The organism is Streptomyces sp., assembly GCF_019510245.1.
Taxonomy (GTDB): domain Bacteria; phylum Actinomycetota; class Actinomycetes; order Streptomycetales; family Streptomycetaceae; genus Streptomyces.
Genome location: NZ_JAEKKT010000128.1, coordinates 18,804 through 42,099, shown reverse-complemented (window position 1 = coordinate 42,099; position 23,296 = coordinate 18,804). Strand labels below are relative to the sequence as shown.

The window sequence follows — 23,296 nt, the reverse complement described above, 5'->3', positions numbered from 1 at the left end:
GGCAGGGTCGTCCGAACGGTCCGTCCGGGGGCGCGTCACCCCGGACGGACCGCTCTTGCCTCGCGTGCGATCCGTGGCGGTGCGTCAGCGCAGGCCGAACGCCCGGATCACCGTCTGGTGCACCGCGTTGCCCGCCGAGTCCCGGGCTCTCGCCCTGAGTGAGACGTAGGACGCCTTCTTCGGTGCGTCCAGGCGGAACCGCCCGGCATGGTCACCGGTGACCCGGTGCCACGTCGTGCCGTCGTCGTAGGAGATCTCCAGGGTGACCGCGCCGAGCCGGCCGGTGCCGACGGCGCCCGGTAGCTGAGCGGCGGTGGCGGACAGGGAGTCGTGCCGTCCGGCCCGCCCGGCCGGGTCGGTTCCGACCTCGTAGTCGATCTGTACCAGCGGCAGCACCGCGGCGGAGCCGTCCGCCGGCGCCTTCGAGGTGAAGTCCCACTCGGTGCGCGTACTGGAGGAGTACGGGGTGAACGACACGTCGCGCTTGCTGGTGACGACCAGCCGGTACGGAAGTCTTCCGGCGCCGGGTGCGTCGCCCGAGACGTTCGTGAAGGTTCCCGTGCCCAGCTGCGTGGTGCCCTGGTAGAGGGTCTGGCGCTGCTCGGTCACCGGGTCCATCTGGCTCATGCCCACGTGGTCGTGGCTGCCCCAGGCCGGGGCGTCGATGTAGAGGTGGTCACCCGTGCGCGTGGGCAGACTGTAGACGTCGTTCAGGTAGGGCCGCTCGATCGGCTTGAACCACTCCTCCGACTGGGTGCTGCCGGCCCGGTAGGACGTCTTGGGGCCGGCTTCGAAGACCAGGCCGTCCGCGTACGCGCTCTGGCTCCAGCTGTTGAAGCCCCCGGTGGAGACCCAGTCGGTGCGCTTGCCTCGTACCGGCTCCGGCATCATCTCGCCGATGGCCCAGTTGTTGTAGGCGGGCCAGTCGAACCGGAACTCGCCGCCGGTGGTGCCCGGCGCGGGGCTGTCGAAGGTCTCGTCGATCCTGGCGAGGTTCTTGGCGCTGCCCTGCACCACCAGGTGGGCGGGGATCTCGTTGTGCCAGGTCCGGTCGAGGTCGTAGACGTACGGGCTCACGGACGCGGATCCGACCGTGACCGTTGCGCCCCGGGTCCCGGCCTGCTGTACGAGCTTCTCACCCTCGTCGGTGCTGACCAGGCCCACGTCGAGCCGGACGGGCGTCGAGCTGAACGGCGCGTTGTAGGAGCGGAAGCCGCGGCCGTCCACGTTGTTCACGACCAGCATGAGCTTGGCGCCCGCCGCCACTGCGGCAGCCGCCTGGTTCCTGTCGGACACGTCGTCGTTACGGCGTACCACCACGGCCTTGCCGCGCACGTCGAGGTGGGCGTAGTCGGTGGTCGCGCCCTTCCCGGCGAAGACCAGCGGGAGCTTGACGGTGCCCTTGGGCAGGGGCGTGACGCCGTCCTGGCGCAGCACGTCGGTGAAGTCGGTCGTCCTGGTGGAGACGGACAGCGCGGGCTGCTCCTTGCGCCAGCGGGCCGCCAGGTAGAAGTCGCCGTGGGTGACCTTGTGGGTGGTCGGCTGGGCCCAGAGGCTGTCGTAGTTGGTCTGGGTCTCCATGTAGTCGCGCCAGGCCTGGCCGCCCATCAGGCGGGTGTAGTCCAGCCGCTGGTAGGTCGTCTCGGTCCGCTGAGGGGTCGTCATGTCTACACGGTCGATCCTGGACGCGTCGAGTGTGACGGTGGTGTCGCGGTCCATGCGGACGTCGGGGTCGCCGAGCAGCGCCATCCCCCAGGAGTGAGGTCCGTGCACGCCCTGCACCGTCTTGAAGGACAGCACCGAGTACACGTCGTTCGGCAGGTACATCTGGCCCGTACCGGAGTCGTCGACCGTGACGAACATCGGGGAGTTGTCACCGGACCTGAGGAGTTCGACCACGCCTGACATCGGCCGCCCCTGGGCGTCCTTGAACCGCATGGTCAGCTTGTGCTCGACGTCCCCCAGGGAGACGGCGGTGTGCGCCGCGACCTCGCCGGCCGCGGTCTTCGCGACGACCTGGCCGGTGTACCGGCCGCCCGTGGTGACGCCCGAGCCGTCGATGCTCACGGTGACACCGGCGGTGTCGTGTGCCGGCACCGTCACCTGGGAGGCGGAGAGCCGGAACACCCCGCTGGGGGCGTGTGCCGCCTCGACGCTCAGCGCGAGGGTGACGGGCTTGTCCGTGGTGTTGGTGTACGTCACCGGGCGCTGCACGCCGCCGGCGGGACTCTGCGGAACCTGCGCGGCGTACGCGGTCGCGGTGGCGAAGACTCCGGCGTGCGAGGCCGCGGCGACGTCGAGACGGCCGCTGCCCGCCTGGAAGGCGTCGTACTGCGGGGTCTGCCGGGAGCTGCTGGCCAGCAGGTCCTTCAGCTGGCTTCCGGTGAGGTCCGGGTGGGCGGCGGCCATCAGCGCGGCGGCGCCCGCCACGTGGGGCGTGGCCATGGAGGTGCCGCTCATGGTCTGGTAGGCGCCCTCGCCGTTGCCGTCGAACTGGGAGTTGGCCGCGAGGATGTCGACACCGGGGGCGGTGATCTCCGGTTTCAGCGCGCCGTCCACGCGGGGGCCCTGGCTGGAGAACCCGGCCACCGAGTCGCCGGAGTCGACGGCCCCCACGGTCAGCGCGTCGCTCGCCGCGCCCGGCGCGCCGATGGTGGCGGGCGCCCCGGAGTTGCCTGCGGCGACGACGAACAGCGCACCGGTCTCGGCGCTGAGCGTGTCGACGGCCTGGCTGAGCGGGTCGGTCCCGTCGGACGGCTGACCGTCGCCGAGGCTCATGTTGATGATCTTGGCGTGCTGGTCGACGGCGGCCCATTCCATGCCGGCCAGGACCCAGGAGGTCTGACCGGACCCGGTGTCGTCCAGCACCTTGCCGATGTCGAGGCGGGCGCCGGGGGCGACACCCTTCTCCTTGCCGTCGGAGGCCGCGCCGGTACCGGCGATGATGGACGCGACGTGCGTGCCGTGGCCGAAGTGGTCGTCCGTGTTCTCGTCCGGTACGAAGCTCTGACGGTCCGCGACGCGGTCCGCGAGGTCGGGGTGCCCCGCGTCGACGCCGGTGTCCAGGACGGCCACGTCCACACCCTGTCCGGTGTTGCCGTTCGCCCAGACCTGGGGGGCGCCGATCTGCGCCGTGCTGTCGGCGAGGTCGGCGTGGACGAGGCCGTCCAGCCAGATGTGCGCGATCCCGTCGGCGAAAGCCGGTGCGGCGGACTGCTTGCGGACCCCGTCGGCCGGCGGCGTCGCGGTCACGGACTTCCAGAAGTCCGCGGCGTGCGCGCGGTCCGATGTGAGGGCGGCGCCGTCGATGCCGGCGAGGGTACGGACCCGGGCCGCCCCGTCGGGCAGGGCGGCAGCCTTGCCGCGGGCGTCGGCGGCGTGCGTGTAGGAGACGATGAGCGGCAGCCGGTCGCGGTGCGCGTCGTCGTACCTGTCGGCGATCATGGCCGTGATGTTGAACAGCTGCCGGTCCAGGATGCCCTTGGCGACGAACGGCAGCGCCGACTCGGGAAACACGTAGAGGTCGTCGCCCGACGTCAGGATGTGGGTCTGCACCGGGCGCCCGTCGGCGCCGCGGACGCTGACGACCCCTCCGGTCCCGTTGCCGGTGCTCGTGCTCCGCCGGGTGGTGACCACGTCTCCGGTGATCAGTGTCACGGAGTGGTCGCCCGCGGGCACCCGGTCGGACGTGGACGCGGTCGACAGGGATGCGGTGGGCAGGTGCTCGGCGGCGGCGGGACGGGCCGCCGAGGACGCGAAGGCCGTCGCGTCGTAGGGGCCGGACAGCGCCAACGCCAGGGCGCCGGCGGCAACCGGCGCACTCCAGCGTCTGCGGTGGTGCGCTTTCACAGGGTCTCTCCCGGCTCGCGGTCGGGCAGCGCACGTTCGTCCTCTGCCCTCCAAGTGGCGCCGCCTGACCGGTCGTAGGCACCGAGGGTGCCCGGAACCCGTCCACAGGTGGCGTGAACGTTCGTAGTGAAAGCTTGTGAACGGCGAATGTCTAGATCAAACTCGTGTCGTACATCGCCAGGTGGCGATTCGCGCCACGGCCGTTCCGACAGCCCGACGGACGGCGATCGCTGGGAGGCAACCGGTGCTGAGCACCCTGGGGATCAGCGAGTTCGACGAACAGGTCTACCGCACCTACCTCACCACGTCGGACCGGACGGCGGCCGAGATCGCCGAGACCCTGGGCACCACGCCCAGCCGGATCAGACGCGCCGTCTCCCGGTTGGTGGAACTGGGCATGCTGCGAAGGGAAGGACCCGGCCAGTACCGACCGGTCAGCCCGCACACCGCGCTGAGGGCACTGCTCGCCGGACGCCGGGCCGAGACCGAGGCGGCGTTCACCGCCGTGTGGGGCACCGTCGACGATCTGGCGGACGACTACCGCGCCCATCGGCTGCAGGAGGATCCGACCGGACTGGTGGAGGTGATCACCGGCGAGGCCGAGATCACGCTGCGCGTCGCCGAACTGATGCAGTCGGTCCGCACCCATTTCTGGGTGCTCGACCGACCTCCCTATCTCGGCCCCTACAGCACCGAGCTGGAAGAGGCTCTGACGATGGACCTGCTGGGCCGCGGCGTCGACATACGGTCGGTCTACACCCAGGAGGCGCTGGCACAGCCTGGCCGGTTCGAACTGGTCACCCACCTCGCGCAGATCGGCGAGCAGGCCCGCATCCTGCCGACCCTGCCCTTCCGGCTACGCATCATGGACCGGCGCGTCGCGCTGGTCGCGCTGGTCCCCGGTCGCTACGACAGGATCGCCGTCGTCCACCAGTCGGGCCTGCTCGATGCGCTCCTCGAATTGTTCGACTCCTACTGGCAACGTGCGCAATCCCTCGTCGCGACCGCTCCGGCGGCGCCCGACGGGCCGAGCCCGCAGGACCTCCTGCTGCTGAAGATGATGCAAGCGGGTTACAAGGACCAAGCGATCGCACGGCAGTTGGGGACGAGCGCGCGCACGGTGACCCGCCGGATCGGGGCGATCGCGTCCGGCCTCGGCCTCGAAACCCGCTTCCAGGTGGGAGTCGAGGCGGCCAAGAGAGGCTGGATCTAGGACTCCGGCATCGGTGACCTCCCCGGCCCCGGGCGCCGGGGTCACGGACGGGGCGTCGTCGGCCGGGCCGGTTCGATGCCGGTGCTCTCAGTACGGAGGGGGTTGATCTCCTGCTCGGCCCAGACCGTCTTGCCCGCGGACGAGTTGCGGGTGCCCCGCCGGCTGGCGAGCTGTGCGACGAGGAAGAGACCGCGCCCGCCCTCGTCCGTCGGACGGGCATGGCGCAACACGTCCCGCTGCAGTCCGTCGCCGCGGCGCAGGCCGACGACCCCGGACCAGCCGTCGCCGCGGCGGCTCGGTCGGTGAGGGCGGGCGCCCTCAGGACCACCGCCGGGTCCGCCAGGAGCCGTCCGGCGAAGAGCCCGATCGCGTCGTCGGCGACGACGCCGCTGAGCCGTTCCGCCTCCGCGCTCCACGCGACCACCACTCCGTGCACGTCCACCACCGCGATCGCGGGGCCTGCCGAGTGCCCGGCTTCCCGTCCGGCCTCCGGCATCGTCTTCCTGGCTCCGGCCATCGGCGCCGTCCCTCCTTCAGGATGCCGACCGCGCGGCGGAGTTCGCGTCGGCGAGGCGGTCGAGCCAGTCCGCCAGGAGCGCGCCCTCGGACGGTGTCAGCGGGGAGGTGCCGTCCCGGGACAGCGCCTCGCGCAGGGCCGCGGCCCGGCACGCCACGTCCGCGCACGAGCCCTGCTCCCCCACGGTGTCCGTGGTGGTGATCATGCGTAGTGCGTGTTCACGGGCCGTAGCCGGCAGGGTCTCGTCCCGCTCGGAGGCCGGCGTGGCGATCAGGGACGGTACGACACCCAGGCCCATGGCGTGGACTAGCTGAGTGGCCCGCTCCACGCTCATGCAGAGCCGGCCGGCCGCGGCCACCCGGGCGACATTGATAAACCGAGTGGGACACGCGAAGGAGCCGAGAGGTCCACGTCAGCGGGCGCCCCCGGGGAGAACCGGGTCGTGGGGCGCTTCTGCCGAGGGGGAGACCGGTGGCTCGATCCGCGCCTCGTCACACCACGACGCGACACATTCACCACCCCGTGATGGAGGCCCGGAAGTGGTACCGGTCGCCGCGGTAGGCGGCAACGGTGAGCTCGAGGGGTTGTCCGTTCTGGTTGAAGGCGAGCTGCGTGGCGACGAGCACCGGAGTAGCGTCGGTGATTTCGAGCAGTCGCCGTTCCTCCGCCGTCGGGTGACGGGCCTCCACGGAGTAGTCGGCGACCTTGGGCAGTTGAGGCGGGTCGGCGCGGCGGAGTGTGGCGAAGAGCGTGTGCGTCGTGAAGTCCGTCTCTGCGAGCTGCGGGCACAGTGCGAGCGGCAGCCGGTTGTGCTCCAGCACCACGACGATGTCGTCCAGGTAGCGCAGTCGGCGCATCTCGAACAGCGCGGCTCCCGGGCCGACCCTCAGCTGTTCGGACTCCTGAACCGTGGCAGGGCGGACCCTGGCCTCCAGGACCGAGTCGCGGAGCCGCAACCCCTGCTGTTCGGCGTAGTCGGCGAAGCCCTGTACCGACTGGGCTGCCGCCCGGCCCGGTGACGGCGGAGGGGGTGCGGGGGCGATGCGTGCGTAGCCCTCGGCGAGGAACCAGCCGCGGGCCGGCGCGGACTCGATGACTTGGCGCTCGGCGAGTTCGTTCAGAGCGGAGCGAAGGGTGACGCGCGAGACGCCGTACCGGGCGGCCAGTGCCCGCTCCGAGGGCAGCCGGTCTCCCGGGCGGGCGCCTTTCTCGGCGATGTCGTCCAGGAGGCGTCCGGCGACCTGGGAGTACAGCGGCAGGGCGTCTCCGCTCAACAGCCCTTGAGGGAGACCACGGTCCGAAGAAGGCATACCAGATGTATACCAGTTGCGAGCAGACCAGTTCCATACCAATAACAGACCATTGACGGCCATTGGCGAGACCAGTACCGTTCCAGTCACGTTTCCGAAGGCGCGCCGGCAGGTGCGGCTGACGCTCGTCGGTGAACCCTGGAGCGCTCATGTGGAACCCCTTGGATGAAGTGGTCTGCTGCCAAGGCAGACGAACCGCACGGCATCACCTCCGTCCGCTCGGCCCATCCGCCGGTCGTCGCGGCATACGTCCGGGCGGGCTTCATGAAGATCCACCTGGTGCCGGGAGCGGCCTACGAGACGCTGGAAGGCATGTCTGCCACCAGTCCGCAGGCAGCGGCCGGCCAGGCGCTACAGCTACAGCGACCGCATGCGCTCCCACTGGCCCGACCCCGGCATCGCCACCGCGCAGGACCGGCTGTTCACCAACCTCTCGGGCCTCGACATTTCGCTACCACTGCTCAGCGCCCACCTGCCCGGCCAGTACCAGCGCGTCAGGACCGGGGACCGGTCCGCGACACCGCGGGACCTCGTCGTCGATCACGTTCCTGACGTCCTGCGCGACTACGACCGTGCATCCCGACCCCATGACAAGGAGTACGCGTGAAGACCACCACCCAGGACCTGGTACCTCAGGACCGCGGGGCCGACCACACCACCGCCGAGATCATCCAGCAGCCCGACGTGTGGCGTGAGGTCGGGGCGATCGTCGCCGGTGGACGCGCGTCCCTGGACGCCTTCCTGTCACCCCTGCTCGCCGACGAGGACCTGCGGATCGTCCTCACGGGAGCCGGTACCTCGGCCTTCGCCGGAGAAGTCGTCCGGGCCGCGGTCGCTCGCGCCACCGGCCGCCGCACCGACGCCGTTTCCACCACCGACATCGTCGCCGACCCCTACGCGTCCTTCCCCGGCGACATCCCCACGCTGCTCGTCTCGTTCGCACGGTCCGGGGACAGCCCCGAGAGTGTCGCGGCGACCCGGCTGGCGGACCAGGTCCTGGCACACGTGCACCACCTCGTCATCACCTGCAACAGCGCCGGACAGCTGGCACGCCTGCACCGCGAGAGCGCCTCCTCACACGTCCTGCTCATGCCCGCCGCATCGAACGACCAGGGCTTCGCCATGACGTCGAGCTTCACCAGCATGCTCCTGGCGTCCCTGCTCGCCCTGGGCGCGCTCACCACGGACGCCATCGAAGCCCCCGCAGCGGCGGCCGAGCACATCACGACGGGCGGACTCGGCAGGCAGATCGAGGAGTTGCTGGCCCGCGAACCCGAACGGCTGGTGTACCTCGGCAGCAGCAGCGCACTCAGGGGGCTGGCCCAGGAGTCCGCCCTGAAGCTGCTGGAGCTGACCGGAGGCGCGCTCGTGGCGTCCTCGGAGTCCTCACTCGGCTTCCGGCACGGCCCCAAGTCCGTCCTGAACGACCGCACCGCCGTCGTCGTCTACGTGTCGAACAACCCCTACACGCGCCGCTACGACCTCGACATCCTCGCCGAACTGCGCGCGGGGCTGCCGAAGGGCAGCGTCGTCGCCGTCTCCGCGTCTCGGGACGGACTGCCCGGCGACGACACCTGGCTGCTCCCCGGGCTCGCCGGCGTCGACGACACCGTCCTCGCCCTCCCCGCGGTGCTGTGTGCCCAGCTGATCGCGCTGCGCGCGTCCCTGCACCAGGGCATCCGGCCCGACAACCCCTTCCCCTCCGGAGAGGTGAACCGCGTGGTGCAGGGCGTGACCGTGCATCCGCTCCCCCAGCGACGCCATGACGTCGTCTGACAGCGTTCAGACAGAGCCGAGCGGAGGAACAGCGATGTTTCTGGGTGTGGACGGCGGAGGCACCAAGACAGCCTTCTGCCTCATCGACCGTGCGGGCGCGATCAGGGCCCGGGCCGTCTCGGAGGGTGCCTACTACTTCGCGGACAACGGGACGGGGGGCGTGGAGCACGTCACGCAGGTTCTGCGCAAGGGAATCCGGGCCGTGACGGAGGGCGCGGGCACCACGCCCGCGGACATCACCTACGCGTTCCTGGGCCTGCCCGGGTACGGGGAGGTCCCCGGCGAGGTCGCCGCGCTGGACGCCGTCCCCGGCGAGGTGCTGGGACACCGGCGCTACGCGTGCGACAACGACATGATCTGCGGCTGGGCCGGTTCGCTCGGCGCTGTGGACGGCATCAACGTCATCAGCGGCACCGGATCGATGACCTACGGCGAGCGGCAGGGCCGCGGTGTACGCACCGGAGGCTGGAGCGAACTGTTCAGCGACGAGGGATCGGCGTACTGGATCGCCGCCCGCGCGCTGAACGTGTTCTCCCGGATGAGTGACGGCCGGCTGCCCGAGGGCCCGCTCGCGGAACTCCTGCGCCGCCATCTCGAACTGACCACCGACCTCGAGGTCATCGACGTCGTACTCAACCGGTGGCAGGGACACCGCAGCGAGATCGCCTCGCTGAGTCCCCTCGTGGTCGAGGCGGCCGGGCTGGGCGACACGCAGGCCGCCGCCGTTCTCACCGAGGCCGGACGGGAACTGGCCCTGCTGGTGGACAGTGCGCGACGCCGGCTGGCCTTCGCCGCGGCCGAACCCGTCCCGGTGTCCTACTCGGGCGGCGTCTTCCGCTCGGCCGCCGTGCTCGACGCGTTCACCGCCCAACTCGGCGGCAGCACCGCCCGCTACGAACTGCGCCGGCCCCTGTTCGAGCCCGTGGTCGGCGCGGCCCTCTACGCGGCGAAGCTCGCCGGAGCCCCTCTCGACACCGCGGCACTCGCCGCCCTGCGCTCCTCCTCGGAGTTCACCAGCACAGAAACCCACCATGCGTGACCAACGAAACTGGATCCTGCACGCGGGTCAACTGGTGCTGTTCTGGGGCGTCTGGGGAGCGTTCTCCAGTCAGCCCACCGAACGGCACGGCTGTCCCAACGAGATGATGTACGTCATCTGGGCCCTCACCATGCTGCTGCCTGCGGGGGTCGCGCTGCGTCGGCAGCGGTTCGACGGCCGGCCGGTCGCCGCGGTCCACGGGCCCGCGGCGGGACTCACCGGGGCAGGCGCCGGCACTGACCGCCGGCACCCAGGTCCGCAAGGCCGTGGGCGCGTTGTTCCTCGTCATGGCGCTCAGCCGCGGCAAGGCCGGCGTCGTCGCACCGATCACCAACGCCCTGGTACCCGCCCTCACCATCGTGCTGTCGCTGGTCGTCTACCAGACGCTGCCGACGACATGGGGGACCGTCGGCATCGCCCTCGCCCTCGCCCTCGCCCTCGCCCTCGGCGGATCCACTCAGACGGCGGACGCCGACGAGAAGCGCGAAGAGACCCCCGAGCCACGGGTTCCCCCGGCACCGCCGGCCGGCCCGTAGGCCCCGCTCTCCGGTGGTCGGATCACGCCGGGCCCGCACAGGGCCGACCGACCTGATCCCAATCGCCGCACGCGGACATCGCAGGTTCAGACAGCCCCCGCGCGAGGAGCACACACATGCCTCTGGTCCCCACCGGCGAGTTGGTCGCCCACGCCGCGACCGAGCGCCGCAGCGTCACCGCTTTCAACGTCATCACCCTGGAGCACGCCGAGGGCATCGTCACAGGCGCCGAGGCGGCCGACCGCCCCGTGATCCTGCAGATCAGCGAGAACGCCGTGCGGTATCACAGAGGCCAGCTCCTCCCGCTCGCTCTGGCGACGGCCTCGATGGCCCGGTCCAGCACGGTCGAGATCGCGCTGCACCTCGACCACGTGACCGACGTGGAGCTGCTGCACCAGGCGGCCGACTGCGGTTTCTCCTCCGTGATGTTCGACGCCGGGGCCCTGCCCTACGCCGAGAACGTCTCCGCCACCGCTGCGGCGGCGCGATGGGCTCACGACGCGGGGCTCTGGCTGGAAGCCGAACTGGGATATGTGGGAGGCAAGCCGGACTCCCCCGCGAGTGCGCACACCGCCGGCGTGCGCACCGACCCGGCGGAAGCCGCCGACTACGTGGTGCGTACCGGCGTGGACGCCCTGGCGGTCGCGGTGGGCAGCAGTCACGCCATGACCGAACGGTCGGCGACGCTGGACCACGCACTCATCGAACGGCTCCGGGAAGCGGTTCCGGTGCCCCTGGTGCTGCACGGCTCCTCCGGAGTTCCCGACAGCGAACTCCGTTCCGCCGTCCGAGCCGGCATCGTGAAGATCAACATCGGGACGGCGCTCAACATATCCCTGACCCGGGTCGTGCGCGACACGCTGGACTCGCTGCCTGGGCTGACCGACCCACGCAAGTACCTGGGTCCCGCACGCGACGCCGTTGCGAGCACCGTACAGAGCATGCTCACCGTGCTGGCTCACTGACCGTCACCGGTCATTGGCCCACACCTGCCGTCGGAGGCAACGGGCGGTGCCGCCGGACGCAGTGGTCCCCAAGGGGCCGTCGGCGTCGGAAGGGAGCGACGGTCACCGGCAACTCCACGCTGAAGCACAGACAGCCTGAATGACGCCGACTGCGTGCCGAACCGCACCACGGCGTCACTGTCGGCATGACCTACGGCGCGGCGCGTCGCGGCACCGGAGGCCGCGCCAAGGTGCTCAGTCGATCCGGGGGGCCGGGCCGCGCGAACCGGGCTGGTGGCGCGCGAAGTAGTCGGCGAGGTGCGGGGCGAGGGCGGGGACCTCGACCGGCGTGCCCCCCGAGCGCAGCGACGTGGTGGCCGCGATGCCGGTCGCGACGGCTTCGCGGGCGGCGACGGGCGACGTCTCGGTCGCACCGCCGTGCGCGACGAAACGCAGGAACTCGTCGACGAGTGACTGGTCCGCGCCTCCGTGCGCGCCGCCCGCCGCCTCGGTGGGGGGCAGGGTCAGATCGGCCTCCGGCCGGTAGCCGGAACGGCGCCGGTTCCACACCTTGATCAACGGGGCGTCGCCCTCGACGCCGTCCCCGAGGTTCTCGATACGGCCCTCGTCGCCGATGACGGTGTAGTTGCGCCAGTAGTCGGGCGTGAAGTGGCATTGCTGGTAGCTCGTGAGCACACCGTTGTCGAGGCGGGTCAGCACCATGCTGATGTCCTCCACGTCGATGACGGGGTTGAGATCGCGCAGCGCCGACGGCGGCCAGACGCCCTCGTCGAACCAGTCCTGCACCCGCTGCGAGCCCTGGGGCCGGGTACGGCGGTGCGGGCTGGCTCCGTAGACGGACAGATCGCCCAGCGCGGTCACCGTGCGGGCGTAGCCGCCCGCGAGCCAGTGGATCACGTCCAGGTCGTGCGCGCCCTTCTGCAGCAACAGGCCCGTGGTCCGGGCCCGTTCGGCATGCCAGTCCTTGAAGTAGTAGTCGCCGCCGTGGCCGACGAAATGCCGGCACCACACCGCCCGCACGGTCCCGATCGCCCCTTCGTCGACGAGCCCGCGCATGGTGCGCAGGACCGGCAGATGGCGGAGGTTGTGCCCGACGTACAGCCGGGTGCCGGTGCGGGCCGCGGCGGCCAGGACCCGGTCGCAGTCGTCGAGGTCGACGGCCAGCGGCTTCTCGACGAACACGGCGACACCGGCTTCGAGGAAGTACAGGGCCGGAGCGGTGTGGAGGTCGTCCGGGGTGAGGACGAAGACGGCGTCCAGGTCGTCCGTGAGCATGTCCTCGTAACGGTCGTGGACCTGGACGTGTGCCCCGAAGACCGTCCGGGCGTCGGTGCGGCCACGCTCGGACGGATCCGCACAGGAGACCATGCGGGCCGAGCCGGGCCGCTCGGCCAGGACGGCCAGCCCGGCTCGCTGGCCCGTGCCTACGACACCGACACGCAGTTCCGGCGCGGCCGGCTGGTTGGTCATGGTGCATCCCTTCGTCGCGAACAGGGAGACGTGGCGGACGCCTGGCCGTCTTGGGTCTGTCGGAGGGTCGGCCGCGGTGCGCGGTGGTGGACGGTCTCGCGGTGTCCCGGGGCGCCGTCATGGGCACGGCCGACGCGGGAGCGTGGCAGAGATGTGTCGCGCATCGCCCCGGGCCGACAGCGCAGCCCCCGGTTCGGCCGTCACGCCGACGACCTTAGATGCTCGAAGGTGCTCAATCAACGCCTGCGTCAAGCAGTTTCGAGCATCTATGTCGGCACTCCGACGCGCCGCCAACTGTCACACCGCGCCCCGCGAGCTTCCAACTCCCGCTGCAAGCAGAGGACTTGGCCGCCGTTGACATCCTCGAACGCGATCGCTTTACTCTCGGACTGCACCGGAGCCACGCTCCGCGTTCAGAGGCACGCCCAGCCGGTATGCAGGTCCCGCGCCGCAAGCCCGGCCCAAGTCGCCAGGACACGCCAGTCGTCCGAGGCGGGGACGTGCCCGCTTCCTCTGGAGCTCACGCATGAGCCACCTGAACACCACCCCTCTCAAACTGACCGGCACCGTCATCGGCGCGGCCGCGCTGACCGGCGCCCTGTTCGTCGCGGCGCCCTCGACGCAGGCGGCGACCGTGTCCCTGCCGCCCACGCACGCGGGCTTCGACTACCAGATCGGAGGCGCCTACACGCCGCCCGCCGGCGTCAAGGTCGTCACCCGTGACCACACCGCGTCCCCGGCCGCCGGCCTGTACAACATCTGCTACGTCAACGCCTTCCAAGCGCAGCCGGGCGCGGAGGGCGAGTGGGCGTCGGACCTGCTGCTGCGCGACTCGGCGGGCAAGGTCGTCTACGACGAGGACTGGGGCGAGGCCCTCCTCGACGTCGGCACGGACGCCAAGCGCCGGCGGATCGCCGACCAGATCGGATCCCAGATCGACGGCTGCCGGGACAAGGGCTTCCAAGCCGTCGAGCCCGACAACTACGACAGCTACAGCCGCTCCGGAAACCGTCTGACGGCGAACAACGCGCAGGCGTTCATCAAGCTGCTCTCCGCCCGCGCCCACGCCGACGGCCTGGCCATCGCCCAGAAGAACACCCCCGAGTTGGCCGGCAACCGCACCGCCAACGGCCTTGACTTCGCGGTGGCCGAGGAGTGCGGCCAGTACGACGAGTGCGGCGACTACACCAGCGCCTTCGGCAACAACGTGATCGTGATCGAGTACACCAACTCCGGCAGGTCGAAGGCGTGCAAGGGGTGGGGCGGCACGCTGAGCATCGTCCAGCGCGACGTGGAGGTCTCGCCGGCCGGCAGCAGCGGGTACGTCCGCAAGACCTGCTAGGGCACCTCCCGCACCGATCGCGACCCCAGGCGCGCCCTGAAACGCGTGTCGGCCTGTGACGGTTCACCGAGCCGCCGCAGGCCGACATCGCCTGATGCTCACTCATGCAGGTTTCCTCGGTGTTTCACGCACGTCCAATCATTGCTTGCCTCTTGACAGCTGCCCGGCATCATCGTTTAACTCCTGGTCAACGCCGTAGTCGAAGCACTCGGCGGCAGAGGTACGCCCAGCCGGTAGCTGACCACGCGCCAGGAGTCCGGACTGAGTCGCCAGGACCACGTCGGTGTCCGAGGCGGGGACGTACCCACCATGTTCTGGGGCTTGGACATGATCCGTATCCGTGTGACTCCCCGCGGACGGCGAGGCAGTGCCCGCACCCGGCCGCCCGTCCCGCTCAGCGCCCGGCCCTGAGCACCGACGCACGGCGGTCCGGCCGGCCGAGACCGGCCCCCCACCCGGACCCGCCGGGACCACCCGCGGTCGCCGCGGGCGGAACTCCGTACACCGAACGCATCCCTGACGCACCGCGCATGTCCCACGGCTCCGCACGGGAGGTACCCATGTTCGCGCTCACCCGCAGCGCACAGCCCGAACGCCGCGCAGTGCTGCGCGCCGGCGCGGCTCTGGCCACCACGGCGGCCGCGGGCCTCGGGGCCTCCGGCTGCGCGGCGGGCGACGACGGCGTGAGCGCCGACGGCACCGTGACGATCGAGATGTGGCACGGGCAGACCGACACGGGCAAGAAGGCGATGGAGTCCCTGGTCGCCTCGTTCATGCGGAGCCACCCCCGTATCCGGGTGGAGCTGGGCGGCGGAGTGCTCGCCGACGCGATGCTCCAGAAGGTGACGGCCGCCCTCGCCGCAGGCTCCTACCCGGACATCGCCTACATCTTCGGATCCGACCTGGCGAGCGTCGCCCGCAGCCCGCAGGTCGTCGACCTCACCGACATGGTCGGACACGCCGGCACGCCCTGGACGAACTACTGGGCGCCGGCCCGGCAGGCCGTGACCGTCAACGGCCAGGTACGCGCCGCGCCCGCGCTGCTGGACTCGCTCGCGGTGGTCTGCAACCGGAAGCTCTTCCGGCAGGCCGGCCTGCCGCTGCCCGAAGCGGACTGGCGCTGGGACGACTTCGTCGCCACCGCCAAGGCGCTCACGGACGCCGGCCGCGGCCGTTTCGGCACCGGCTGGCCCGGCGTCGGTGACGAGGACACCGTCTGGCGTCTTTGGCCCATGATCTGGGATCTCGGCGGGGACGTCGTCGCCGACGACGGCAAGCACATCGGGTTCGCCCACGCCGGGACCCGCGCCCTGGAGGTGGTGGCCGCCCTCGCAAGGGACAAGAGCGTCTACGTCGACCCGAAGCCGGGCAGCGAGCAGATGTACCAGGTCTTCCTGTCCAACCGGATGGGCATGGCCGTCACCGGTCCCTGGCAGCTCCCCGACATCCGGCAGGCGAAGATCGACTACCACGTCGTCCCGCTGCCCACCTTCTCCGGCCGGCCGGTGACCATCAGCGGACCCGACACGTGGACGGTGTTCGACAACGGCGCTGCCCGCAAGAAGGCCGCCAAGACCTTCGTGAGCTGGCTGATGCAGCCCGCGCAGGACGTGCGCTGGGACATCGACGCGGGCAGCCTCCCGCTCAGCCGCCGCACCCGCGACCTGCCCGCCTGGCAGCACCAGGAGAACACCACCGAGGGCCTGGAGGTGTTCACCAAGGCACTGGACTCGGCCCGCGTACGGCCCGTGCACGCCGCCTACCCGCAGATCTCGCAGGCCCTCGGACAGGCCGTCGTCGCGGTGCTGCTGGGCCGGAGCAGTCCCGCCCAGGCAGTGCGCTCCTGCGCCGCCGACTCCAACGCCGCACTGCTCATACCCCGCTGAGGAGATCCGCCGTGTCCCGAGTGCCCACCCCGATCACTCTGTCCCGGCCCCCGGACAACCGGCGCGCCCTGCGCCGCAGACGGGCCGCCGAGTCCGCGATGGCCTGGACGTTCGTATCGCCCGCGGTCCTGATCATTCTCGGTCTCAGCGTGGTGCCCATCATCTGGTCGCTGCTGCTGTCCTTCCGGGCCGACGATCTCGTCACACCGAGCCGCTGGGTGGGCCTGGACAACTACCGCGCCCTCGCCCAGGACCCCCACTTCAGCCAGGCGGTGCACAACACCCTGCTCTACACCGCGCTCTACGTGCCGGCCAGCATGGTGGTAGGGCTGCTGCTCGCCCTCGCCCTGAACCGGCGCATACGCTTCGTCGGGTTCTACCGCACCTTGTTCTTCGTGCCGTTCGTGGTCTCCTCCGCCGCGCAGGGCGTGCTGTTCTCGTTCATCCTGGATCCGCAGTTCGGCGCGGCCAACGCGGTACTGCACCACCTCGGCATCCCGGCGCAGGGCTTCCTCAACGATCCGTCCCAGGCCCTGCTCGTGCTGGTCGCGATCAGTCTGTGGAGCGGTACCGGCTTCTGCATGGTCATCTACCTCGCGGCGCTGCAGGACGTGCCGGCCTCGCTGACCGAGGCGGCCCGGCTGGACGGCGCCGGCCGCTTCCAGATCCTGCGTCACGTCACCCTGCCCACGCTCAGGCCCGTCTCGGTGTTCCTGCTGCTGTGGCAGACCATCGAGGCCCTCCAGACGTTCGACCTCGTGTACGTCACCACCAAGGGCGGACCCCTCGGATCCACCGCGGTGATCGTCTACTTCATCTGGGAGCAGGCGTTCAAGAACGCCACCGCAGGCTACGGCGCCGCCTCCGCCTACGTACTGGCCGCGGCCCTGGGCCTGATCGGCCTGATCTTCCAGATCGCCCGCCGCCGACTCCAGGGAGCCGCCGCATGACCGCCGTCTCCGCCCCGCCCGAGGCCGCGCAGGCCGCCCGCACCGCCCGGACCGATGCCGGCCGGCGACGCCCGCGGCTGCCGTTCAGCCCCTGGCACCTGCTGCTCGCGCCGATGGCCCTGCTGTTCGCGGTACCGCTGATCTGGCTGGCGCTCAGCTCGGTGATGAGCAACGCGGAGATCAACCGCTTCCCGCCGGCGCTGTGGCCCTCCCGTCTGGACCTGGGCGGCTACCGCTATGTGCTCGGCAACGCGATGTTCCCGCGCTGGTTCGCCAACTCGTTCCTCGTCAGCCTCGTCACGGTCACCGCGAACCTCGTGCTCGGCACCATGGGCGGCTACGCGTTCGCCCGGATGCGGTTCGCCGGCTCCCGGCTGCTGCTGGGACTGATGCTGGCCACGATGGCGATCCCGTTCCAGCTGACGATGATTCCCACGTTCCTGGTCATGAAGCAGCTCGGCCTCATCGACACGCTCGGCGCGCTGATCGTGCCGTCCCTCGTGACGCCGTTCTCGGTGTTCCTCCTGCGGCAGTTCTTCCTCTCGCTGCCCCGCGAGCTGGAGGAGGCCGCCTGGCTCGACGGTTGCTCACGGCTTCACGTGCTCTGGCGGATCGTGCTCCCGCTGTCGCGGCCGGCCCTGAGCACGGTGGCCGTCCTGACGTTTCTCAGCACCTGGAACGACCTGACCTGGCCGCTGATCGCCATCAACCACGACACCCGGTACACGCTCCAGCTCGGCCTCACGACCTTCCAGGGACAGCACCACACGCAGTGGTCCGCCGTGATGGCCGGGAACGTCATCACCGTGCTGCCGGTCCTGCTCGCCTTCCTCGGCGCGCAGAAGGCGTTCATCCAGTCGATCACCTCCACCGGTCTCAAAGGCTGATCCCCCTCGTCACCCGACACACCACCCAGGCAGGAACACCTCAGTGCCGCACACCTTCGACGTGCTCGTCATCGGCGACGCCGCCCCTGACGTCACCGTCGGTACGACCACACGGCCCACGCGGGACGACGTCCTCTCCCGCCCTTCCGAGACCGAGGAAACCCCGGTATGACCACCCCCAAGATCGCCTTCATCGGCGCAGGCAGCGTCGTCTTCACCCAGGGACTGCTCGCCGACCTCCTCGCGTTCCCCGAACTGGAGTCCGCGCACGTCGCGCTGCACGACATCGACACCGAACGCCTGGCCACCGCGCACGCGGCCGCCGTCCGCATCGCCGACACGCTCGGCGCCCGCCCGAACGTCACCGCGCACACCGACCGCCGCGAAGCCCTGGCCGACGCCGACTTCGTCATCAACATCGTGCAGATCGGTATGGCCGAGGCCACCCGGACCGACTTCGAGGTACCGGCCCGTTACGGCGTCCGGCAGACCATCGGCGACACCCTCGGCATCGGAGGCATCTTCCGTGCCCTGCGCACGTTCCCGTTCCTGAAGGAGCTGGGGCGGGACGTCGCCGAGGTCTGCCCGCAGGCCTGGCTGCTGAACTACACCAACCCCATGGCCATGAACGTGCAGTACCTGACGCAGGCCACCGGCCTGACCCGTGTGGTGGGCCTGTGCCACTCGGTGTACTGGACGATGCGCGACCTCGCGGACCTGGTCGAGGTGCCCTACGAGGAGATCAGTTACCACGCCGCGGGCGTCAACCATCAGGCGTGGGTGCTGCGGTTCGAGCACCAGGGCCGGAGCCTCTACCCGAAGCTGGACGAACTGATCGCCTCCGACGACCAGTTGCGCCGGAGGGTCCGCATCGACATGTACCGCCGGCTGGGTTACTACCCCACGGAGACCAGCGAGCACTCCTCCGAGTACGTGCCCTGGTATCTGCACCACGACGGCGAGGTGGAGCGGCTGCGGCTGCCGATCGGCGAGTACCTCAAGATCGTCGACGAGAACGTCGCCACGTACGAGAGGACCCGCGACGCGCTGACCGCCGGGAGGCCGGTCGCCGTCGAGGGGACGATGGAGTACGCGCCGCAGATCATCCACAGCATGGTGAACGGCACCCCGCGCACGGTCTACGGCAACGTCCCCAACCGGTCCCTGATCGACAACCTGCCCGCGCACGGGACCGTCGAGGTGCCGTGCCTGGTGGACTCGCTGGGCGTCCAGCCCACCCGCGTCGGCTCCCTGCCGCCCCAGCTCGCGGCGCTCAACCGCACCTATCTGAGCGCGAACGACCTGGTGGTGCGGGCGGCGATCGAAGACGACCCGCGGCACATCAGGCACGCGGCGATGACCGACCCCGCCACGGCCGCAGCCCTGCCGGTCGAGGACGTCTGGCGCTTGTGTGACGACATGGTCAGCGCCCATGGCGAGCTCCTCCAACCCGGGCTGCGCGCTCTCCTGGGCTCGTGAGCGACCGCGGGCGGCGGGCCGACACCATGTCGGCCCACCGCCCGTCCCGAGTGCCGGGTGAACCGGACCCGACCCGTTCGACATGTCGCTCGGCCGGCACACGGCCCTCGCCCCGCGGTCCCGTGGGCTCGGGTGGGTTCCTCACGACTCACTTGGCGGGGCTGTGCTCTGTCCTTCCACCAAGTGCGTCGCCAGCTCGATGCGCTGGGCGGCTTTGCCGGATTCCGCAGGGCCGAACAGCATGCGTGACGCCTCCTCGGCCATGCGTCGCAGAGGCTGGTGCACCGTCTCGGGATCAGCCCAGCTTGAGCAGGAGGTCGGCGAGTTCGGCCGGCATGGTGATCATGCAGTCGTGACCGGTGGGCAGTTCCCACACCTGCTGGGCCGCGGGGACCGGACGGCGGACGATGCCCTGCGGAACGTTCGCCACGCAGTGGATGTGGGTCCGGGGGATCGTGCGGACGGCCGGATCGTCCAGCCGCACCGGCTGCTGGAAGCTGCGCACCGCCTGGTCGGACAGCATGCCGCGCAGCCACGCCACGTCCGCCGCCTCGGTCACCCCGAACAGTCCGTAAGGCAGCGGCAGTTCGGGCAGCGGCGGAACCCGCCAGCCGCTGTCGGACGCGAGCGCCCTCTCGATCAGGCCCAGGGTCGCGGGCTGTATGTCGGCCGCGGTCTCGCCGTGCTCCGGGACCATCGCGTCGAGGTAGACCAGGTGCCCGACACGGTCCGGGACTTCGTTGGCCGCGGAGGAGATGACCAGCCCCGCGTAGCTGTGCCCGACGAGGACGACGTCGGTGAGGTCCTCGTCCCTGATCAGCGCGAGGACGTCGGCCGCATGGGTGTCGAGGCCCACGTCCGGACCGAGCAGCCGGGTTTTCTCGCCATGACCGGTCAGGGAGGGTGCGTACACCCGGTGCCCCGCCGCCGCCAGCAGGGGGACCACCCGCTCCCAGCACTCCCCGCTGTGCCAGGCGCCGTGTACCAGCAGATATGTCGACATGATCGCGCTCCTCGGCTTGCTCGTCGCTGTCACCGACCACGCTTGCGCTCCGGCTCCGGACGGGGCAGAGCCCTGGCGGTCCTGGGGGTGGCAGGGCCAGGCACGAGCGCGGTGGCCGCATTACGGTGGCGGGATGACCGACGAACCGAACCCGCTGGGCTCGTACGTGCGCGCCCGCCGCGAGCTCGTCACGCCGGAGCAGGTCGGCATCCCCGTGGTGGGGATACGGCGGGTGCCGGGCCTGCGCCGGGAGGAGGTCGCGATGCTGGCGGGCATCAGCGCGGACTACTACCTGCGCCTGGAGCAGGGCCGCGACCGCAACCCCTCCGTGCAGGTCCTGGAGTCCCTCGCGCGCGTGCTGCGGCTCGACGAGGACGCGACGGCGTACCTGCTCCGCCTCGGTGCCGAGCGGCCCCGCCGGCGCCGTCGCCGTGCCCGGAAGGAGACCGTCCCGCCCGGCGTCGCCCAGCTCGTCGCCGCGCTCCCGCTCCCCGCGCTCGTCGAGGGCCGCTACTTCGACGTCCTCGCCGTCAACGCCCTGGCGACCGCGCTGTCGCCACGTTTCTCGGTCGGCGCCAACCGGCTGCGGGACATGTTCCTCGACCCCGCCGAGCAGGCCCTCCCCCCCGGCTGGGAGGAGGCCGGCGCCGGGATGGTCGCCGGTTTCCGGCGCTCCGTCGGGACCGACACCGACGACCCGCGCGTCATCGAGCTCGTCGGCGAAATCTCGCTCGCCAGCCCGCACTTCAGCCGCCTCTGGGCCCGTCACGACGTGGCGTCCTGCGAGGGCGCGGCCAAGGTCGTCGACCACCCCCAGGTCGGCCGGCTACGGCTGAACAGGGAGCGGCTGAACGTCAGCGGCGCGGCGGGGCAGACCCTCGTCGTCTACCATCCGGACCCGGGGAGCGGCAGCGCCGAGAGGCTCGCCCTGCTCGCCTCGGCGCTGCCGACGGGGTGACGACGGGGTGACGACGGGCTCGGCGTCGAGGGACTCCAAAGGGGCGGCGAAGGCGCGACGAGTGGACGACCGGGCAGCATTCAGGCGCCGACGCCCTGGCGCCGCATCTCAGCCAACCCCCGACTTCCGTCGTTCTCGCGGGGTCCGAGGCCGCCGCACCCGCTTCGGCGAGGGCGAAGTCCTGCCCAGCGGCACCAGGACCGGTCGGAACCCCGGCGATCCGCCTGGCAAATGCCAATGCGCGGCCGCCCGCCCGGCGTGTCGCCCGTGACCAACCCCATACGGTCTGCGTAGTGGCCCGGTAGCGCACGGTCAGTTCCTGCCCCTACGCTGTTTCTCATGTCCCCCGATTCCCGAACCCCTGGTTCCGTGCGGTCTGCTGCCGAGGTCAACGAGCACATCCGGGCGCTGTGGCTGCGCGCGGGCGGAACGCTGTCGGCCCAGGAGCGGACGGAGTACGAACTGCTGGTGGTCGAGTGGGCCGCGGCGATCCGCGAGCAGATCATCGAGGCGGCCTGACCGGCCGGGGTTCAGCGGCCGCCGGAGACGCGCAGCACCGTGCCCGTCGTGTAGGAGGCCTCGGGCGACAGCAGCCAGGCGATCGCGTCGGCGATCTCCTCGGGCCGCCCGGCGCGGCCCAACGGCGTGGTGCGACCGACCCGTTCGGCCCGGCCGGGGTCGCCCATCGCCGCGTGGATCTCCGTGTCGATCACGCCGGGTGCCACCGCGTTGACCCGCACTCCGTCGGGGCCGAGTTCCTTGGCGAGGCCCACGGTGAGGGTGTCGACGGCCGCCTTGGTCGCCGCGTAGTGGACGTACTCGCCGGGGCTGCCGAGGGTGGCCGCCGCCGAGGACACGTTGACGATCGCACCGCTCCCCCGTGCCGCCATCAGCCGGGCGGCACGGCGCGAACACAGCAGCGTGCCCAGCAGGTTGACCTCCACGACCCGGCGGAGATCCGCGGTCTCCGCGTCGGCGAGCCGCCCGAACGGCCCGGTCACGGCGGCGTTGTTCACCAGGCCGGTCACGGCCCCCAGTTCCCGCTCCGCCGCGTCGAAGAGCCCCTCCACATCGGCTTCCACGGACGTGTCCACCCGGACGACGGCGCAGCGCGCCCCGCCTCTGCGCACCTCCTCGGCGACCGCCTCGGCGGCGTCCCCGTCCCGGACCCAGCCGATCACCACGTCGTGGCCGTCGGCCGCGAGCCGCAGACAGGTCGCCGCGCCGATACCGCGGCTGCCACCGGTGACCACCGTGACGGGACGTGCCATCGCGAACCTCCTCGGACCGACCGGACGACGATCTTACGACGGCGGGCGCACGGGAGCTGGTCGGCCTTGCCCCAGCGCCACGCGGTGATCATCACCGCCACGAGGCCGAATGCGACCGGCCCAGCGCAGCATGTCTCCGGTCGAGTAGGTCACGCTGTGCATCGGACTCATCGGCACAACTCGACGAGGAACTCGGTGACGTGGAGTCCGCGTACCGGACACGGACACGGAACCCGGATTCCCGTTCGACCGGCCCACCGTTCACAGGCCGGGGGCCCCGGGTGGCCGGCTTCGAACATCACCGAATATCGCCCGCGCCCCTTGGCTCCGCCCGCCCCGTGCCCAACACTGAGCCGATGACGCAGCGCGTGGAGCTCGCGACCGTGATGGACCGGCTGGCCGTGGACGAGATGGTCACCGAGTACGCGGTGGCCGTCGACGACGGTGACTGGGCGGCGTACCGGAGGCTGTTCACGGCGGACGGGCGGGCCGACTACCGCTCGGCCGGCGGGATAGAGGGCGATGCCGGGCAGGTGGCCGGGTGGCTCGCGGAGAACCTGACCCTCTTCTCGATGCGGCAGCATCTGATCGTCAACCGCCGGGTGCGCTTCGGGATTCTGGACCACGACACCGGCGACACCGCCCGAATGCAGGCCGACTACGTCAACCCCATGCGCTTCGCCGGCGGCGACGGCGCCTCCACCGCCCCCGACTTCGTGTGCGGCGGCCGCTACTCCTTCGCGTTCCTGCGCACCCCGGACGGCTGGCGGCTGCGCCAGGTGGTCGTCGAGGAGCGGTGGCGCAGGCTGCCCGACCCGCGTGCGGTGGCCGTGTCCGACTGAGCC

The 23,296-nt window shown here is 71.1% G+C and carries 21 protein-coding genes and 2 pseudogenes; 15 read left to right on the top strand and 8 right to left on the bottom strand.

Features of this window, described 5'->3' with window-relative positions; all coding sequences use genetic code 11:
* Window positions 1-84: 84 nt before the first annotated feature.
* Complete coding sequence (locus tag JF597_RS15825) at window positions 85-3,849, bottom strand: S8 family serine peptidase (protein WP_293994688.1); 3,765 nt, start codon at window positions 3,847-3,849, stop codon at window positions 85-87.
* Window positions 3,850-4,093: 244 nt separating this feature from the next.
* Here JF597_RS15825 and JF597_RS15820 point away from each other — a divergent pair, with 244 nt between their 5' ends.
* Window positions 4,094-5,062, top strand: coding sequence for a helix-turn-helix domain-containing protein (locus JF597_RS15820; protein ID WP_293994686.1), 969 nt, complete (start codon window positions 4,094-4,096; stop codon window positions 5,060-5,062).
* Between the two features lie 41 nt (window positions 5,063-5,103).
* On the opposite strand, the pseudogene JF597_RS15815 reads toward JF597_RS15820, so the two are convergent.
* The 3 genes and pseudogenes from JF597_RS15815 to JF597_RS15805 form a co-directional block, all read right to left on the bottom strand.
* Window positions 5,104-5,289 (bottom strand): annotated as a pseudogene (locus JF597_RS15815) (ATP-binding protein); the annotation flags it as partial.
* A 306-nt stretch (window positions 5,290-5,595) separates the two neighbouring features.
* A complete protein-coding gene (locus tag JF597_RS15810; RefSeq protein ID WP_293994684.1) occupies window positions 5,596-5,937 on the bottom strand; it encodes a hypothetical protein in 342 nt (113 codons plus the stop codon).
* 154 nt (window positions 5,938-6,091) lie between these two features.
* Window positions 6,092-6,889: a GntR family transcriptional regulator gene (locus JF597_RS15805; protein ID WP_293994682.1), complete on the bottom strand. Its 798-nt coding sequence runs from the start codon at window positions 6,887-6,889 to the stop codon at window positions 6,092-6,094.
* Window positions 6,890-7,205: 316 nt separating this feature from the next.
* Here JF597_RS15805 and JF597_RS15800 point away from each other — a divergent pair, with 316 nt between their 5' ends.
* From JF597_RS15800 to JF597_RS15780, 5 genes are all read left to right on the top strand, one after another.
* Window positions 7,206-7,496, top strand: coding sequence for a class II D-tagatose-bisphosphate aldolase, non-catalytic subunit (locus tag JF597_RS15800; RefSeq protein WP_293994908.1), 291 nt, complete (start codon window positions 7,206-7,208; stop codon window positions 7,494-7,496).
* Entirely contained in the window at window positions 7,493-8,665 is a 1,173-nt protein-coding gene (locus JF597_RS15795) for an SIS domain-containing protein (protein WP_293994680.1), read from the top strand. Before JF597_RS15800 ends, JF597_RS15795 begins: the two co-directional genes overlap by 4 nt.
* A gap of 34 nt (window positions 8,666-8,699) precedes the next feature.
* Window positions 8,700-9,704, top strand: coding sequence for a BadF/BadG/BcrA/BcrD ATPase family protein (locus tag JF597_RS15790; protein ID WP_293994678.1), 1,005 nt, complete (start codon window positions 8,700-8,702; stop codon window positions 9,702-9,704).
* A 266-nt stretch (window positions 9,705-9,970) separates the two neighbouring features.
* Entirely contained in the window at window positions 9,971-10,240 is a 270-nt protein-coding gene (locus JF597_RS15785; protein WP_293994676.1) for a hypothetical protein, read from the top strand.
* 116 nt (window positions 10,241-10,356) lie between these two features.
* Entirely contained in the window at window positions 10,357-11,205 is an 849-nt protein-coding gene (locus JF597_RS15780) for a class II fructose-bisphosphate aldolase (protein WP_293994674.1), read from the top strand.
* A 234-nt stretch (window positions 11,206-11,439) separates the two neighbouring features.
* Here JF597_RS15780 and JF597_RS15775 read toward each other — a convergent pair whose 3' ends face one another.
* Complete coding sequence (locus JF597_RS15775; RefSeq protein ID WP_293994672.1) at window positions 11,440-12,675, bottom strand: Gfo/Idh/MocA family oxidoreductase; 1,236 nt, start codon at window positions 12,673-12,675, stop codon at window positions 11,440-11,442.
* Between the two features lie 526 nt (window positions 12,676-13,201).
* On the opposite strand from JF597_RS15775, the gene JF597_RS15770 reads away from it, so the two are divergent.
* The 6 genes from JF597_RS15770 (at window position 13,202) to JF597_RS15745 (ending at window position 19,219) form a co-directional block, all read left to right on the top strand.
* On the top strand, window positions 13,202-14,017 hold the full coding sequence (locus tag JF597_RS15770) for an endo alpha-1,4 polygalactosaminidase (RefSeq protein WP_293994670.1): 816 nt from the start codon (window positions 13,202-13,204) through the stop codon (window positions 14,015-14,017).
* Between the two features lie 560 nt (window positions 14,018-14,577).
* On the top strand, window positions 14,578-15,903 hold the full coding sequence (locus JF597_RS15765; protein ID WP_293994668.1) for an ABC transporter substrate-binding protein: 1,326 nt from the start codon (window positions 14,578-14,580) through the stop codon (window positions 15,901-15,903).
* An 11-nt stretch (window positions 15,904-15,914) separates the two neighbouring features.
* Window positions 15,915-16,853: a carbohydrate ABC transporter permease gene (locus tag JF597_RS15760; protein ID WP_293994667.1), complete on the top strand. Its 939-nt coding sequence runs from the start codon at window positions 15,915-15,917 to the stop codon at window positions 16,851-16,853.
* On the top strand, window positions 16,850-17,740 hold the full coding sequence (locus tag JF597_RS15755; RefSeq protein ID WP_293994666.1) for a carbohydrate ABC transporter permease: 891 nt from the start codon (window positions 16,850-16,852) through the stop codon (window positions 17,738-17,740). Before JF597_RS15760 ends, JF597_RS15755 begins: the two co-directional genes overlap by 4 nt.
* A gap of 43 nt (window positions 17,741-17,783) precedes the next feature.
* Window positions 17,784-17,912 carry a hypothetical protein gene (locus JF597_RS15750; protein WP_293994665.1) on the top strand — a complete coding sequence of 43 codons (129 nt, stop codon included), beginning with the start codon at window positions 17,784-17,786 and terminating at the stop codon, window positions 17,910-17,912.
* Complete coding sequence (locus tag JF597_RS15745) at window positions 17,909-19,219, top strand: alpha-glucosidase/alpha-galactosidase (RefSeq protein WP_293994664.1); 1,311 nt, start codon at window positions 17,909-17,911, stop codon at window positions 19,217-19,219. Before JF597_RS15750 ends, JF597_RS15745 begins: the two co-directional genes overlap by 4 nt.
* 141 nt (window positions 19,220-19,360) lie before the next feature.
* Here JF597_RS15745 and JF597_RS15740 read toward each other — a convergent pair.
* Both JF597_RS15740 and JF597_RS15735 read right to left on the bottom strand, forming a co-directional pair.
* Window positions 19,361-19,507 (bottom strand): annotated as a pseudogene (locus JF597_RS15740) (LacI family transcriptional regulator); the annotation flags it as partial.
* Between the two features lie 7 nt (window positions 19,508-19,514).
* Window positions 19,515-20,222, bottom strand: a complete 708-nt coding sequence (locus tag JF597_RS15735; protein ID WP_293994663.1) for an alpha/beta fold hydrolase — start codon at window positions 20,220-20,222, stop codon at window positions 19,515-19,517.
* Window positions 20,223-20,355: 133 nt separating this feature from the next.
* On the opposite strand from JF597_RS15735, the gene JF597_RS15730 reads away from it, so the two are divergent.
* Window positions 20,356-21,180 (top strand): helix-turn-helix transcriptional regulator, encoded by an 825-nt coding sequence (locus JF597_RS15730; RefSeq protein ID WP_293994662.1) that lies wholly within the window; start codon window positions 20,356-20,358, stop codon window positions 21,178-21,180.
* 339 nt (window positions 21,181-21,519) lie between these two features.
* Window positions 21,520-21,699, top strand: a complete 180-nt coding sequence (locus tag JF597_RS15725) for a hypothetical protein (RefSeq protein WP_089105573.1) — start codon at window positions 21,520-21,522, stop codon at window positions 21,697-21,699.
* An 11-nt stretch (window positions 21,700-21,710) separates the two neighbouring features.
* Here JF597_RS15725 and JF597_RS15720 read toward each other — a convergent pair whose 3' ends face one another.
* Window positions 21,711-22,451, bottom strand: a complete 741-nt coding sequence (locus JF597_RS15720; protein ID WP_293994661.1) for a glucose 1-dehydrogenase — start codon at window positions 22,449-22,451, stop codon at window positions 21,711-21,713.
* Window positions 22,452-22,807: 356 nt separating this feature from the next.
* Here JF597_RS15720 and JF597_RS15715 point away from each other — a divergent pair, with 356 nt between their 5' ends.
* A complete protein-coding gene (locus JF597_RS15715; RefSeq protein ID WP_293994660.1) occupies window positions 22,808-23,293 on the top strand; it encodes a nuclear transport factor 2 family protein in 486 nt (161 codons plus the stop codon).
* Window positions 23,294-23,296: the final 3 nt, after the last annotated feature.

Excerpts from the sequence above, each read along its gene's own strand:
- JF597_RS15755 (WP_293994666.1), top strand. The coding sequence starts at position 16,850 with ATGACCGCCGTCTCCGCCCCGCCCGAGGCCGCGCAGGCCGCCCGCACC.
- JF597_RS15790 (WP_293994678.1), top strand. The coding sequence starts at position 8,700 with ATGTTTCTGGGTGTGGACGGCGGAGGCACCAAGACAGCCTTCTGCCTC.
- JF597_RS15765 (WP_293994668.1), top strand. The coding sequence starts at position 14,578 with ATGTTCGCGCTCACCCGCAGCGCACAGCCCGAACGCCGCGCAGTGCTG.
- JF597_RS15775 (WP_293994672.1), bottom strand. The coding sequence starts at position 12,675 with ATGACCAACCAGCCGGCCGCGCCGGAACTGCGTGTCGGTGTCGTAGGC.
- JF597_RS15735 (WP_293994663.1), bottom strand. The coding sequence starts at position 20,222 with ATGTCGACATATCTGCTGGTACACGGCGCCTGGCACAGCGGGGAGTGC.
- JF597_RS15720 (WP_293994661.1), bottom strand. The coding sequence starts at position 22,451 with ATGGCACGTCCCGTCACGGTGGTCACCGGTGGCAGCCGCGGTATCGGC.
- JF597_RS15770 (WP_293994670.1), top strand. The coding sequence starts at position 13,202 with ATGAGCCACCTGAACACCACCCCTCTCAAACTGACCGGCACCGTCATC.
- JF597_RS15730 (WP_293994662.1), top strand. The coding sequence starts at position 20,356 with ATGACCGACGAACCGAACCCGCTGGGCTCGTACGTGCGCGCCCGCCGC.
- JF597_RS15715 (WP_293994660.1), top strand. The coding sequence starts at position 22,808 with ATGACGCAGCGCGTGGAGCTCGCGACCGTGATGGACCGGCTGGCCGTG.
- JF597_RS15725 (WP_089105573.1), top strand. The coding sequence starts at position 21,520 with ATGTCCCCCGATTCCCGAACCCCTGGTTCCGTGCGGTCTGCTGCCGAG.
- JF597_RS15745 (WP_293994664.1), top strand. The coding sequence starts at position 17,909 with ATGACCACCCCCAAGATCGCCTTCATCGGCGCAGGCAGCGTCGTCTTC.
- JF597_RS15780 (WP_293994674.1), top strand. The coding sequence starts at position 10,357 with ATGCCTCTGGTCCCCACCGGCGAGTTGGTCGCCCACGCCGCGACCGAG.
- JF597_RS15805 (WP_293994682.1), bottom strand. The coding sequence starts at position 6,889 with ATGCCTTCTTCGGACCGTGGTCTCCCTCAAGGGCTGTTGAGCGGAGAC.